Origin of the sequence: Nostoc sp. (assembly GCF_036916655.1) — a bacterium.
Classification (GTDB): Bacteria; Cyanobacteriota; Cyanobacteriia; order Cyanobacteriales; family Nostocaceae; genus Nostoc.
Genome location: NZ_JBALFY010000070.1, coordinates 110,938 through 126,211 on the forward strand (window position 1 = coordinate 110,938; position 15,274 = coordinate 126,211).

General features: G+C 44.5%; 10 protein-coding genes. 4 read left to right on the plus strand and 6 right to left on the minus strand.

Annotated features, from left to right (window positions below; genetic code table 11):
• Positions 1-141: 141 nt before the first annotated feature.
• Positions 142-1,062: an alpha/beta hydrolase gene (locus V7L31_RS20680; RefSeq protein ID WP_334697980.1), complete on the minus strand. Its 921-nt coding sequence runs from the start codon at positions 1,060-1,062 to the stop codon at positions 142-144.
• Positions 1,063-1,632: 570 nt separating this feature from the next.
• On the opposite strand from V7L31_RS20680, the gene gyrA reads away from it, so the two are divergent.
• The 3 genes from gyrA (at position 1,633) to V7L31_RS20695 (ending at position 7,242) form a co-directional block, all read left to right on the plus strand.
• A complete protein-coding gene (gene gyrA / locus V7L31_RS20685) occupies positions 1,633-4,275 on the plus strand; it encodes a DNA topoisomerase (ATP-hydrolyzing) subunit A (protein WP_334697981.1) in 2,643 nt (880 codons plus the stop codon).
• Positions 4,256-5,869 carry an apolipoprotein N-acyltransferase gene (lnt, locus tag V7L31_RS20690; RefSeq protein ID WP_334697982.1) on the plus strand — a complete coding sequence of 538 codons (1,614 nt, stop codon included), beginning with the start codon at positions 4,256-4,258 and terminating at the stop codon, positions 5,867-5,869. Before gyrA ends, lnt begins: the two co-directional genes overlap by 20 nt.
• Positions 5,870-6,864: 995 nt before the next feature.
• A complete protein-coding gene (locus tag V7L31_RS20695) occupies positions 6,865-7,242 on the plus strand; it encodes a hypothetical protein (RefSeq protein WP_334697983.1) in 378 nt (125 codons plus the stop codon).
• Positions 7,243-7,430: 188 nt separating this feature from the next.
• On the opposite strand, the gene V7L31_RS20700 is transcribed toward V7L31_RS20695, so the two are convergent.
• From V7L31_RS20700 to V7L31_RS20715, 4 genes are all read right to left on the minus strand, one after another.
• A complete protein-coding gene (locus tag V7L31_RS20700) occupies positions 7,431-8,435 on the minus strand; it encodes a transaldolase (protein ID WP_334697984.1) in 1,005 nt (334 codons plus the stop codon).
• A 241-nt stretch (positions 8,436-8,676) separates the two neighbouring features.
• Positions 8,677-10,107 (minus strand): pyruvate kinase, encoded by a 1,431-nt coding sequence (gene pyk / locus V7L31_RS20705; RefSeq protein WP_334697985.1) that lies wholly within the window; start codon positions 10,105-10,107, stop codon positions 8,677-8,679.
• A gap of 259 nt (positions 10,108-10,366) precedes the next feature.
• Complete coding sequence (gene gap / locus V7L31_RS20710; protein WP_334697986.1) at positions 10,367-11,410, minus strand: type I glyceraldehyde-3-phosphate dehydrogenase; 1,044 nt, start codon at positions 11,408-11,410, stop codon at positions 10,367-10,369.
• A gap of 323 nt (positions 11,411-11,733) precedes the next feature.
• A complete protein-coding gene (locus tag V7L31_RS20715) occupies positions 11,734-13,578 on the minus strand; it encodes a vWA domain-containing protein (protein WP_334697987.1) in 1,845 nt (614 codons plus the stop codon).
• A 279-nt stretch (positions 13,579-13,857) separates the two neighbouring features.
• Between V7L31_RS20715 and V7L31_RS20720 the strand changes: the two genes are divergently transcribed.
• Positions 13,858-14,217, plus strand: a complete 360-nt coding sequence (locus tag V7L31_RS20720) for a Rieske (2Fe-2S) protein (protein WP_334697988.1) — start codon at positions 13,858-13,860, stop codon at positions 14,215-14,217.
• Between the two features lie 108 nt (positions 14,218-14,325).
• Here V7L31_RS20720 and V7L31_RS20725 read toward each other — a convergent pair whose 3' ends face one another.
• Positions 14,326-14,847 carry an Hsp20/alpha crystallin family protein gene (locus V7L31_RS20725; RefSeq protein ID WP_334697989.1) on the minus strand — a complete coding sequence of 174 codons (522 nt, stop codon included), beginning with the start codon at positions 14,845-14,847 and terminating at the stop codon, positions 14,326-14,328.
• Positions 14,848-15,274 lie beyond the last annotated feature (427 nt).

Below are 15,274 nucleotides of genomic sequence, written 5' to 3' on the forward strand. Positions count from 1 at the left end.
AGCCTCACCGAAACAGTGCTGTTAGCGGATAGCTAAGGTTTAGCCCGTGCTGAGTAGACCTCCGAAAAAGAATGTAGAGACGTAGCACTGCTACGTCTCTACAAGGGTTATAGGTAACGCATATTTAATTTCTGGAGATGTCTAAGAATTAGGAAACTCTAACTCAGTGCTTCTCCGTCTCACCTGCACCACCTCAGATGGTAGATGTCGCTCCAACCAATCTTCTAAATCAGCCAGTACCTCGCGATAATTGATGTCACTCTGAAGTTCGTGATAAGCTCCTGGATATTCGATTCTCAGCTTATCTCTGTAGTTTACTCTTTGGTAAAAAATATCACTTCCCGCAGGTAAAGCAACTCGGTCTGCGCCACCGTGGAGAATCAATAGTGGTAACTGCCAATCAGCGGCGTGAGCGTTAATCCAATCAACTGTTGCAAAGAATTCTGTAGCCAGACGGGCGGTAGCACGGGTATGTCGCAGTGTATCTTGGGCATAAGCAGCTAAAACTTGCCGATCTTGTGAACCAGCGCTGATGTCAATACCTGTATTCAGGGTGAAACGCGGCCATACCTGTGAGAGCATTTTTCCTAAAAGTATCCGAATCGGCGAAACCCCAACTTTGCCTAAGGTTGGTGCGATCGCGATCGCACCCTGCAATAATGATGCTTGTTGGGGATAGCGCAGAATGTAATCTAATACAATCACCCCGCCTAAACTATGACCCAAGATAAAAACTGGGCATCCAGGATTTTGAGTCTGAATTAACTCTAAAAATGCTCCCAAGTCTTCGCGAAACTCACTCCAAGCGCTAATATAGCCTCGCTGACCTGGTGAGCGTCCATGACCACGCAAATCTAAGGCATAGAGTGCGTATTGCTTGGGTATCAAATGCTGAATTACATTATTGTAGCGATCGCTGTGCGCTCCAAGTCCGTGCGAAATAGCTAATATTGCCCGTACTTTACCCTCTGGATGCCAGCTTTGGTAATACAGGTCAAGTCCTCCAACACCTGGGAATGTACCTTCTCTATGAGATGCGAGGCGATCGCTATGGTCAATCATCTGGTTAATTTTTTACCCATTTTCCCAGCAAGCTACTAACATGTCAACTATTGTAGTAAAAATAGTTTCGAGAATTGCCAGGCTTATATCCCCGACAACTTTTACGGATACAGCTGGTGATTAGGGGGTAAGACCCCCTAATACGGCTTAGAGCAGCAGGTCAGAAAATACAAAAAGTAGAGTAAATTGTGGTATCTGTGTATGACAAAGTTTTTTGATATATTCCTATATCAACATTGCTAAAGCAATTATCAAAGGCTAGATCAAGCCAGATCAAATAGTGATCCCCAGGTTGGGTAAAAATTAGCAAGACTAACTAATATAACCTATTGTTTAGTTCTGCGATTGCTTCACATAACCTACCATTACAAGCGATCAAACTACAACTTAGATTAAACCAAGAAGCAATCTACTATACTAAAACGCTTGAGTTCGCTGCTTAGGCAATAAAAAGCAATATATGCTAAGATTATATCAAAATATAGCAATTATTCAAGAGCAATTTAGAATAATTTTGCGCTTTGTTGAGTAAAAAAGCTAAAATCTACGATTTTTGGAGATTTTTAGGTTATGACAACCTCACAGGAGAGGATTATCCCGATTGACTTGCGAACCGAAATGTCGCAGTCTTATCTGGAATACGCCATGAGCGTGATAGTGGGTCGGGCGTTGCCAGATGCCAGGGATGGTCTAAAACCTGTGCATCGTCGCATTCTCTACGCAATGCACGAGCTAGGTCTGCTCCACGATCGCCCCTTTAAGAAATGCGCCCGTGTCGTAGGGGAAGTATTAGGTAAATATCATCCCCACGGCGACACGGCAGTATATGATGCCTTGGTGCGGATGGCGCAGGATTTTTCTATGCGATCGCCCCTAGTTAATGGACATGGTAACTTTGGTTCGGTAGATAACGATCCGCCAGCGGCGATGCGGTACACAGAATGCCGCTTGCAAGCTTTAACTAGTGCTGGTTTACTCCACGACATCGAATTAGAAACTGTAGACTTTGCCGATAACTTCGACGGTTCTCAGCAAGAACCGACAGTTTTACCCGCACGGATTCCCCAGTTATTGCTCAACGGTTCCTCTGGGATTGCCGTGGGTATGGCCACCAACATTCCGCCGCACAACTTGGGCGAATTGATTGATGCTTTGGTGGCTGTAATCCACAATCCAGAAATCACCGATCTCGAATTAATGCAGTATGTCCACGGCCCAGATTTTCCGACTGGGGCGCAAATTTTGGGGACATCTGCTATTCGAGAAGCTTACACTACTGGGCGTGGTTCCATTACCATGCGTGGTGTTGCTAACATTGAAACCGTTGAACAACGGGGACGCCCAGATAGAGAAGCAATTATCATTACTGAATTGCCCTATCAAACCAATAAAGCGGCGCTGATTGAAAAAATCGCCGAAATGGTGAACGAGAAGCGGCTAGAGGGCATCGCAGATATAAGGGATGAAAGCGATCGCGACGGGATGCGAGTTGTCATCGAACTCAAGCGTGATGCTTATCCCCGCGTCGTTCTGAACAACCTTTACAAGCAAACGCCACTGCAAGCCAACTTCGGCGCAAATATGCTGGCGTTGGTGAATAGCGAACCCCAAGTACTCACCCTCAAGCAGTTTTTAACCGTCTTTTTGGATTTCCGCATCGAATCCATTGCTAGACGCACCCGCTACGAATTGCGAAAAGCTGAGGAACGCGACCATCTCCTCCAAGGGTTATTAATTGCCCTGGCTCAGTTAGATCCAATTATTGTCTTGATTCGCCATGCACCCGATGCACCCACAGCTAAAGGTGAATTAATCACAAATTACGGACTCTCGGAAGTCCAAGCAGATGCCATTTTGCAGATGCAATTGCGGCGCTTGACTGCCCTAGAAGCAGACAAAATTCGTCTGGAACACGATGAATTGCAAGCGAAGATTACCGACTTGCAGGATATTTTGGCCCGGCGGGAGAGAGTGCTAGAAATCATTGAAACTGAAGTTGGGCAACTCAAAACTAGCTTTGCCACACCCCGGCGCACGGTAATTTTACCAGGAGAAGGAGAATTAGACGATCGCGACCTCATTGCCAATGAAAAAGCGATTATTTTGGTGACAGAGCAAGGCTACATCAAACGGATGCCAGTGAACACCTTTGAGGCGCAAAGCCGTGCTACTAGAGGTAAAGCCGCAGCCAAGGTCAAAGATGATGATACCATTGAGCATTTCTTAACTTGCTGCGATCACGACAGTATTTTATTCTTTAGTGAACGTGGTGTTGTTTATTGCCTGAGAGCTTATCAAATTCCAGCAAGTTCGCGTACCAGTCGCGGCACACCAATCGTCCAAATGCTACCGATTCCCAAAGAGGAAAAAATCACCTCAATTGTACCGGTTGACGAGTTTAGCAACGAAGAATATTTGGTCATGCTTACCAAGGGTGGCAATATCAAGAAAACTGAATTGGCAGCCTTTAGTCACATTCGCGCCAATGGTTTGATTGCTATTTCCTTAGAAGAAGGCGACCAACTGCGCTGGGTGCGACGTGCCAGAGTCGAGGACAGTGTAATCATTGGTTCTCGTAACGGGATGGCGATTAACTTCCGGTGCAACCACGAACAACTGCGTCCTTTAAGTAGGGCGACTCGTGGAGTGAAAGCCATGAAACTCAAAAATAAAGATGAACTCGTGGGTATGGATATTCTGCCCGCAGCAATTCTTGAAACTTTGGATACAGTTATAGAAGCCGAAATAGCCGAAACAGAAGATATCGAAACAATCGAAACAATCGAAACAATCGAAGCAATCGAAACAGAAGATATCGAAATTACCGAAATTAATGAAGAGTCCGCAGAAGTGCCTACCAGTGGCGTTGTTGGCCCTTGGGTGTTGGTAATTACAATGGGAGGATATGGTAAGCGCGTACCAGTTGCCCAGTTCCGACTGCAAAATCGTGCTGGTCAGGGTTTAATGGCAACCAAGTTCAAAAACCGCAAAACCAAAGATAAGTTGGCAACCCTACGCATTGTCAACAATGATGATGATGAAATCATGATGGTGACAAATCGCGGTATTATCATCCGGCAAGCGGTGAATGCGATTTCTATCCAATCGCGATCGGCGACTGGAGTCAGAGTGCAGCGTTTAGACGAAGATGACGCTATTACCGGAGTGGCAATAGTTCCACCTGATGCTGTCGATGCAGAAGAAGCAGAGTAAAAAGCAGGGGAGGCACGGGAGGCAGGGGGAGAGGTTAACCTCTTTACTGCCTTACTTGATTGCCTTAGCTAGCGGCATTTTAATGGGGCTAACCGTCGCTCCAGTGGGTGCATGGTTGTTAGCTTGGATTGCCGTGGTTCCCTTATGGGTGCTAGTTGTTACTTCAGCCAAAGGTAAAAACCAATTCCCCCCGGCTTTCTTCTGGGGTATTGGTTATCACGGTGTCGCCCTATTCTGGATTACCGGAATTCATCCGATGACTTGGTTGGGCGTTCCGTGGTTGCCGAGTTTGGCAATCACCCTTTTTTGTTGGGGATTTATCAGTGTCTTGGGTGGGCTATTCCTTACTATTTGGGCGGCTGTGATGGTTCGCGTGGGCGGACAAAAACCGTGGTTACGTATATTGATTGGTACAGCCGTCTGGTGCGGCTTAGAAAGTCTGTGGAGTGCTGGGCCTCTGTGGTGGAGTTCACTTGCTTACACGCAGAGTCCGCACAATCTCGTAATTGTACATCTGGGGCAACTCTCTGGGCCTAATGCTGTGACAGCGGCGATTGTTGCTGTTAATGGGTTAATTGCTGAAGGATGGATGAACCGCCAACACGCAGAGAGCGCAGAAAGAACCTCTGTGTCCTCCGCGCCTCTGTGGTTCGTTAATAAATACTTAGTTACTGCCACAGGACTATTAATTACCTTACACCTCATCGGTTTTATCTTATACAGTCGTCCCATCGCCCAACCATCAGAAGCAGCCTTGAAAGTGGGGATTATTCAAGGTAATATCCCGAATCGACTTTTAAGAAGTTCTGAAGGGTTTCGTCGCGCTCAAGAAAATTACACCAATGGGTATCTAACTTTAGCAAATCAAGGTGTAGATGCAGTCCTCACCCCAGAAGGAGCCTTACCTATTTTCCAGCGTGACTTGCTGGGAACTGCCTTAGTCGCAGCAGTGAAAGAAAAAGGCGTAGTTGCTTGGATTGGGTCTTTTGGCGAACGGGGAGATAGTTATACAATTAGCTTGTTTACTTTCAATAGCAAAGGTGAAATTGTCAGCCGCTACGATAAAGCCAAACTAGTACCTCTGGGAGAATATATTCCCTTTGAAGGAATTTTAGGTGGACTAGTTCAGCGCTTGTCGCCTTTGGATGCACATCAAGTTGCTGGTTCAGCAAATCAGATATTTGACACTCCATTCGGTCGTGCGATCGCTAGTATATGTTACGAATCTGCTTTTCCTGAACAATTTCGCCGTCAAGCGGCGGCGGGTGGACAATTTATCCTCAGTTCTTCTAACGATGCTCATTACACTGCATCGATGCCATTTCAGCATCATGCACAGGATATCATGCGGGCTATTGAAAGCGATCGCTGGTCAGCACGTGCAACTAATACTGGATATTCAGCCTTTGTAAATCCTCATGGTGGAACCTTGTGGATATCTGGATATAATACCTACGAAACTCATGCTGAAACAATTTATCGGCGACAGACACAGACTTTATATGTGCGTTGGGGTGATTGGTTAACACCATTGTTATTTATCTCCTCTGGAGGAGCTTGGCTGGTAATTCGCAGTATAAATAAATCTCAGTAATTTTGGATAAACCTTAGTGTATTGAGTCTATAGCTGTAAGCTGAAACTCCTTTAAAACCTCGTGAAATGCAACTCAAAAGCGGCTCTGCCGTCAGTAAGGGAGGCGGAGCCTCAACAACAAGCATTCCCAGTTGTAGGCTGGAAACGAAGCAATCTAAAAGCCAGTCCTAGACTTAATTTCACGTTAAGTTGACACCAATAAACATTGCTGTACCCTGACGATGGATGTCGTTCAAATAGATGAAAACTGCTGTAATTTTACCCTTGCCAGTGACTCAAAAGTTGAGCAAGGTAGAAGTACGGAATTTTCCTTTGCAAGCTAAATTCTGGACATTCATAGCCACTCATTTCAACTATTTTTGAGGCTTTTTGCAAATGAATAAATTGCTGATCGGAATTGGTATGTTTTTAGGAACTACTATTGGCAGTTATATCCCGATATTATGGGGTGGAAGTTTGCTATCGATTACCTCGATCCTATGGAGTGTTATCGGGGGAATTGTAGGTATTTTGATCGCATATCGTATATCAAAATATTTAGGGTTTATTTGAGTCGGTTTGGTTGGATTTAAAAACCTGATAATAGCTTATTATTTACAGTTTTTACTAAAAATATTTAGCAGTTATCATTTACATACATACATACAGCTTTGATACATTTTGTGGGGTAGAGAGATGTCCAAGCTAAGACTTTCTTAAATAAAATAGATGGTCTTAATCCATGCTGAGTAAAGCTTTTAACCCCATTTTGCAACAAAATAAATTTCGTTTATTCACTTAATAATCTATTTACTCTAGATGTAGAAAAAATTACATTCTGCTAAATGTTGAATGTTTATACACACAATTTAAACAAAATTGCAACTATTCATAAGGATGAAATTCTATATCAGAATCTCATACCAAATTCGGTTTAAAAAAAGCGTGTAAGTGATAATTTTCAGACGTGAAAGTGTTTTAATAAAGTTATTACCGAAGTTTAGAGAAGCAAAAACATGAAAGGTTTCAGGAAGCTATCCTCAATAGCAATGTTGCTATTTGCCTTTGTGTCTCCGCCCTCATTAGCTGAAGCAAAAAATATTTCTCAAAGTAATGCTTTGAATGAACAGAGCGTTGCACCAGATGCTAACCTGGTTGGAAATAAAACCGGAGAGTTTTTGATTGCTCAACGGCGAGAAGGACGATACCAAAGAATCCGACGACGGCAAATAATTCAACGCCGGCAACCCTTTGGAGGACGGCAGATAATCCGACGAAGGCAGCCCATCGGAAGATATCAGACGATTCGACGACGCCAGGAGTTCAGACAACGGCAAAGAATCCAACGTCAGCAGCCCTTTGGCGAACGGCAGATAATCCGACGACGGTATTAATGGTTAGGGACTTCCAATAAATCAATTATTTGGAAGTCCCTTAGTGGTTGTTTTATGAACCATTAACCATTAGCTATTGTTATGTTCTCAAGAAATACCAAAAAATAAATTACCCATAAAATAATGGTGCGTTACGGCTTTAGCCGTAACACACGCTATTGCTTAGATGTTGTTTTAATTGGAAGTCCCTAATGACTTGCTACTACCTCTCCTTCAAGGCGAACCAGTCGGTCTGCCAAAAGTTTCTCAAGGTCTTCTAGTGCCTTGGTGAAACCTTTGATGCCCTCGTCTAGTTTGTCGGTTGCCATGCGGTCAGCGGCGTGCAATTTGTCATAAGTAGCTTTGTCAATGGATATCTTTTCAATTTCCAAATTTGCTACCTTCGCAGGGTCAAGCTTACGTGGGAGTTCTCCGACAGTTGACTGCAATTCAGACAAAAGTGATGGAGAAATTGTCAGCAAATCACTACCTGCAAGTTCAGTAATTTCACCAAGGTTACGGAAGCTAGCTCCCATAACTTCGGTTTTATAGCCAAATTTCTTGTAGTAGTTGTAGATTTTGGTGACAGACAAAACTCCTGGATCTTCGGTTGCTGGGTAGCTATCGCGTCCGGTATCTTTTTTGTACCAGTCGAGAATCCGACCAACAAAGGGAGAAATTAAAGTAACGCCAGCTTCGGCACAGGCGATCGCTTGGTGAAGACCAAATAACAAGGTAAGGTTACAGTGAATACCTTCTTTTTCCAGGATTTCCGCAGCGCGAATGCCTTCCCAGGTAGTGGCAATTTTAATTAAAACGCGATTGCGACCAATTCCAGCAGCTTTATACTGGGCAATTAATTCCCGTGCCTTTGTCAAGGTAGCTTCGGTATCGTAAGACAAGCGAGCATCCACTTCTGTAGACACGCGACCGGGAATAATTTGTAAAATCTTTAATCCAAAAGCAACTGCCAAACGGTCAAAAGCTAAAGAAACGATCTGTGCTTGGGTGGCTCCGGCTCCAGCATCTTTCTTTGCCTGAAGTAAAGTTTGATCGACAATTCCCTGATATTCCGGCATCTGCGCCGCAGCAGTAATCAAAGAAGGATTGGTGGTGGCGTCTTGGGGTTTGAATTTTTCAATTGCCTGGATATCCCCCGTATCTGCGACCACAACAGTCACTTCTCGCAATTGTTCTAGTAAATTCTTAGACATAAAATACTCCGTGATGAATGTTACAGGATTTACTTAATTCCCCAGGTCTTTAGTGAGTGCTTAGTGAAAAGTGCTGAGTTAGGAGTTAGAAGTGCTGAGTTAGGAGTTAGGAGTTAGGAGTTATTATTCTCTTTCCCAGTGCCCAGCGCCCAATCCCTAGTCCCCAGTCCCTTCAATTCTGTTTTGGAATCATTGCCCAAGTTTGCTTACTATTCAGAGCCACAGCCCTATTCTAAGTGCCTTATGCCGAAATTGGCTGTCCAATGGAATGCACTTTGATTAAACTAGTTGTTCCTGATTTACCAATTGGAACGCCAGAGGTAATTACCACTTTATCGCCCTTATTTGCTAAACCCATATCTACAACTGTGTTCACGACATTGGTAAACATCTCTTCGGCATTGTGAACTGGTGGAATCAGTAAAGGTTCCACACCCCAAGAAAGGGCTAGCTGGCGATAAGCAGTAATGTCAGAGGTTAGGGCAATAATCGGAGAAGTTGGGCGGTATTTAGACACCATTCTTGCTGTACTCCCTGAAGAAGTGTTACAGAGAATTGCTCGTGAGCCTGTTTCATAAGCGATGCGACATACCGATTCTGCCACAGATTCGGTGACGCTGAGACTGCCTGCCTCATGACACCAGGAATGTCTGCTACCTTCATCTAGAGCCTGTTCTGTCCGCACAGCAATATTGTGCATCATCTGGACAGCGGCGACGGGATATTGTCCGACAGCTGTTTCACCAGAAAGCATTACTGCATCCGTACCATCGAGGATAGAGTTGGCAACATCCGTTGCCTCGGCGCGGGTGGGGTCGGGAGAACTAATCATTGACTCTAGCATTTGCGTGGCTGTAATCACCGGTTTACCAGCATGATTACAACGGCGAGTTATATCTTTTTGAATCAGAGGGACTTCATGAATGGGCATTTCTACGCCTAAATCGCCACGGGCAATCATGATGCCGTCGGCGACCTTCAAAATGGAGTCAAATTCCTCGACTGCCTCTGCTCTTTCGATTTTGGCAATTAAACGAATCGAAGCACCAGCGGCTTCAATCATTCGTCTGGCGGGTTCTAAGTCTTGTGGCGATCGCACAAAGGACACCGCTACCCAGTCTACACCCAACTGAATGCCAAAGCGGAGATCCAGTAAGTCTTTTTCGGTGATGGAACTGACAGGTAAAGGAGTTTGGGGAAGGTTCACTCCCTTGTGGGTGGAAATTAAACCGCCAATTTTTACTTGTGCCCGAATGCGATCGGCATCACGATTGGTGACAATTAACTTGACGCGACCATCATTAATTAAAATTGGTTCGCCTGGTCGCATCATTGCGAACAAAGTCGGCAACGGTAGAGGTATTTCGTCAATACTCTCACCCTTTTCTTGCAAAACAAAAGTGACTTCAGTACCAGCTTCCAGATTTAACCCTTCCGGTGGTAAAGTTCCCAAGCGAATTTTGGGGCCACACAAGTCTTGCATAATTGCGATTGGCTTTTGCCGATCAGTGCTAATCTGTCTGAGATAGTGAGCCGTTTGGGCGTGGAATTCATAAGCTCCGTGGGAAAAATTTAGCCGCGCTACATTCATTCCAGCTTCTACTAAGGCTTGCAGCTTTTCAGGTGCAGATGTAGCCGGCCCAACAGTACAAATGATTTTGGTTCGACGCATAGGGATTGGGGGTTGAGGAGTAACCTGCAAATTTGGATGCCTTGAGCGTAGGCGTAGCCCGTCGTAGACATCGCCCAAAACATCCAAATTTACACGTGCTTCATATCACTGATTTGCTAAAAAAGATACTAGATTACGTTTTATTTTCAGGGTATTTACCATCTGACCCAAATCCCAAATTGGGGACTGGGGACTGGGGAAGAAACTTCATCAAGAATGCCCTATGCCCCATGCCCTATGCCCAATTCCCAATGACTAATCAAACCACAGCCGCGATCGGGGCGAGTTTTTCCTTCTGTGACATAGACAACATCAGGTCAATCACGCGATTTGAGTAACCCCACTCGTTGTCATACCAGGCAATTACCTTGAAGAAGTTAGAATTCAACTCAATCCCAGCACCGGCGTCGAAGATACTGGAATGGGTATCGCCTTGAAAATCTGTGGAAACTACCTCTTCATCCGTGTAGCCCAAAATACCTGCTAGTGAACCTGCGGCAGCCTCTTTCATAGCAGCACAGATTTCCTTGTAGCTGGTGGCTTTGGCAGTTTTAAAAGTTAAATCAACTACAGAGACATCAGGAGTCGGAACTCGTAATGCCATACCAGTTAACCTACCCTTTAATTCTGGTAAAACCAGTGCTACGGCTTTAGCTGCACCTGTGGAAGAAGGAATAATATTTTGAGATGCACCTCGACCACCCCGCCAGTCTTTTTTGCTGGGGCCGTCTACAGTTGGCTGAGTGGCAGTCATAGCATGAACTGTGGTCATCAACCCTTCAGTCAACCCAAAGTTGTCATTAATGACCTTAGCAATGGGAGCTAGACAGTTTGTAGTGCAGCTAGCATTGGAGACAATGATATCTTTGCTAGGGTCAAACAGGTGATGATTAACACCCATCAACAGGGTAGCAACTCTATCTGGATCTTTGGTGGGAGCGGAAATTATCACTCGCTTCGCACCTGCCTTCAGGTGGTTTGCGGCTCCTTCATGGTCAGTGAAGAGTCCCGTAGATTCCACCACATAATCTGCACCTAATTTTCCCCAAGGTAACTCGGCGGGATTCCTAACTGACACACAAGGAATGAAATGTCCGTCAATCAGGATGCCGTCTTCCTTGGCTTCAACCTTGTGCTTTAATTTACCGTGGGTTGAGTCGTACTTTAATAGATAAGCGAGGTTATCTGGTGGTACTAGGTCGTTAATGCCCACAAACTCAATGTTGGGATTATCGAGACCAGCCCGAAGCACAAGTCGCCCGATTCGACCGAAGCCATTGATACCGACTTTTAATTTAGTCAAGATTAAACCTCCCGTTGTGGAAAGTTGAACAAAAGGAGAAGGTTAAAAGTCAAAATAGATTGCCTTTTACTCTTTACTCTCTGATCCTGACAGTCTCAGTCGGCTAAGGCATATTTACTTGGCATATTTTAAGGATTGGGCGTTAGAAGAGGCAGAGGTGCAGAGGAAAACTCTTCTCCCTTGCTTCTTCTCGGCTCCCCAATTCAAGTTGGTTGGGGAACTCCAAGAAATAAATTATCCTATTTTGTGGGGTGGGCGACACGATAGCCCAGTCTGTATGGCGGGCAAGATGCCCACCCCACAAGAGTGAATTGGATATTTTTTTATTTGGAAGTCCCTTGAACAAATCGCTTAATTTCACCACAGGCAATATAAGACTTGCCATCGGGTGCGGTTTTGACTTCATCAACGACGTAAAGCATTCCTTCTTCCCGAACCGATCGCGGAAAACGCATGTTCCAATCTGGTTCATATCCGTCGGAAACTACCCTCGCACGTAGCTTACTGCCATCTTTAACACACTGAACTAAAATATTGTCCCCGACACTATCAGTTGAGGGAAGATCGGCGGCACTGGCGGGGCCTTTGGAAGCTTTACCTGTGTTAGTGAAATTCGATTGTCTAGGGGCAACGAAAATATCTGTTTGACCGGGTTGAGCAAAACGGGTGATATCACCACGTACACGGTAGAAAGTGGCATCGCTTGAAGGTTCCAATCCTTCAACAACATAGCGTGCCCCCTCGGCACGAATGGCCCGGGGAAACTGGACGTTCTTGGTGGAATCGTAGCCATCAGACACGACTTTCACCCGTAGTTTACCCCCTTCACGAACGCAGTGCAATTCAACACCTGAACCGACTTCATTGACAATCGGCATTGCATACACTTCATCGCCAGCAGTCACACCGCGACCTACTAAATCGCTGCGATTGCGCGTCATCGTTTGGTAAGTCTGATCGCGCATCTCTTTGCGTCCGGCATTGCCTAGAGCTTTTTGGGCGATTCGACCTGCGAAATACTCAAGCTGATCGATCTCTTCAGCTATTTCAAAATTCTCGTTTAACCCTTTATCTCGCAAATCTTTCACAAGGTCACGGAGGATTTCTTCCGCTTCCTGATGCTTACCATGTTCAGCAAGACTAAGGGCAGTCTCTTTGGCTTTCGCGATGGTGAGGCGACTCAGTTCAAGAATGATCTGGCTGGTAGAGGCAAAAGCAGCTTCCTCAACAGTGCCAATTTTGGCGATGACATCTGCTGTACCTGAGATATTTTGAATAACATCATCTTGGACAACATCGGCGCTGTAATGCAGTTTCATCACAGGTAAATCACCAACTTTAGCGCTAGCGATCGCTAAACTTAAACCAAGGAGTTTATCTTCACCTTCATACAGTTCTCCCAAGGTGAGGACAGGTTGACTGGCATTATTTTGGCTAACTTTAGCCAGACTTAAGGTATCAACCAGGCTGACACCATCAGCCAATTCCAATGTTACCTTGAGGTTCTGTCCTACTACTGCTCTGAGACTGTCTAACTCAATACTAAACACTTCGGTTGCTTCATCGATGCTCTGAATGAAGTAGAAGTTGCCCGTAGCAGCCCTTGCCATCCCGATCAACAGGTCTTCATTGAAACCCTGACCAAAACCTAAGGTAGTCGTGATAATGCCTTCCTCAGCTTTTTGCCCCGATGTCGCCGTCAGTATTTTGGGGTCTTGAATGCCCATATTGGCGTGACCATCAGTAAGCAACAGAACCCGATTGATTTTTTGCGGATCGAGTTGCGCTTTTACGTGTTCACAGCCTTTGAGCCATCCGCCCGATAAATTGGTAATACCGCCTGCTCTCACCTTTTGGATAGAATTTTTGAGTGCAGCTTTGTTAGTTACAGGCTGGGGTGGCACAACGCTATCCACTTCATCGTCGTAAACAACTACTGAGAGAATGTCATCAGGCTCAAGTTGATCTACTACAGACTCAGCAGCTTTTAGGGCGTGATGCAAGGGCGCGCCTGCCATAGAGCCGGAACGGTCAATTACAAGAGAAAGGTTAAGGTTACGTCGGGGAGATTCAGCTATGTCAACACGAAAACGTAGCAAAATATTAGTCTTTAATGAAGATCCTGCGGGGAGGATAGACTGGTCAAATTCGTAACTTGTCTTAATCATTTTTTATATCCCTTCAAATTGTCTTTGAGAACCCACAAGCCTTATGATGCCGGGACAGTCAGTGCTTTATTTAGTTTACCCAGAAATAAGTTTATTCAGTGTAAAAGAAGAATTTGATGTAAGATTTTATAGTTTTTGCATTTCCCCAATAATCGCTCTTTTGGGAAAAGTTGGCGATCTGTTAACTTTATCCTTCTCCACTCTCTGGTGCTGAAAGGCGATCGCATTGGTAACAATTGCGGGAAACTGAAAGCAGAGATGTTAGGAGAGGAGAACCGAATGAGTTGGACTAAAGTTCTGGCAGTCGAAGCACTTTCCCCAGGTGCGCGAGAAGTAGTGAAAGTTGGCGATCGGAAAATTCTGCTTTTGAATCACGAAAATCAGCTTTATGCTGTAGATAATACCTGTCCTCACTTAAAATTACCCCTGAAAAGTGGGAAAATAACCGAAAGTGGGGCAATTGTTTGTTCTTTCCATCGCAGTGCTTTTGACCTGCGGACTGGTGAGGTTAAAGATTGGTGTTCTTGGCCCCCTGGTGTAGGTAAGGTACTCTCGTTAGTTTCACAACCAAAAGCACTACCAGTATTTCCAATTCGTGTGGAAGAAGGTAGCATCTGGGTTGATGTGCAAGAGGAATAGTACCCTCTTACTGAATTTGCCGAAACAATTCTGAGTCAAAAAAGAAAAATCCCAGCTAATAAATTTAGCTGGGGTTTCTATTAAAATTTACGCAATTTGAACGCTTTATTATGATGTAATTTTGGGTTGTGTGTTAGCATTGCCGGCTTCGATAGAAGCTGTAGCACTTTGAGATTGACCTAAGTTGACTTTGAATACCTTGCTTTGCTCTTGCTCAAGTTTGGGTAAAGTCAAAATTAAAATCCCATCTTTCAAGTCTGCCTTAACTTGTTGATTCTGAACTTTGGTTGGTAGAGCTATTACTCTCGTGAACTTGCCATACCGGAATTCAGAATGAACTTTAGCGTTAGATTGGGATTGCTTTTCGTAACGATGCTCGCCAACAATCGAAACTGCATCTTGAGTGACTTGAACATCCAGGTCTTTAGCTTCAACGCCTGGAATCTCAACTTTTAATAGCAACTCGGAACCATTCTCATGTAATTCAACAGCAGGAACCCATGCTGTTCTCGATGATGGAGAAATTTCAGAGTTGCCGCGCTCGGCGACTGTCAGATCAGAGAATAGTTGATCCATTTGACGACGCAGAATCTCAATTTCACGGAATGGTTCCCAACGAATGAGTGCCATATTTCAATCTCTCCTTAACTTTCTAATTCAATTTTGGGTAATCAAACAAAGTTTTAGAGGTATCTAGAAGTTTCAGATATTTAAGTAATTATCGAACCTCTAGTTTTTTTGAGAGGAGCTTTATTTCTTCTCTCTAGTAAGTAATTTAATAAAATCAAAATCTCAAAACAGTTGGGTAAACCGTACAAGCATCGGTTGGATTTACCGTATCAAAGAAAAAAAGGATGAAAATCTTGAGAATAGCTGATATCAAAGTAAGTATGCAATAATAAATTAAACTGCGTTACGTAATGTAAATTTAATTACATTCGTTTGTAGTCAGAAGCTCTAGCCAATACTAAGGGCTAAAGCTGCTGATATTGTGTCGATAGATACACTGCACGTAGCTTGCTGTAAATGGAAAAGAACAAGCAGTGAATGCGAAACC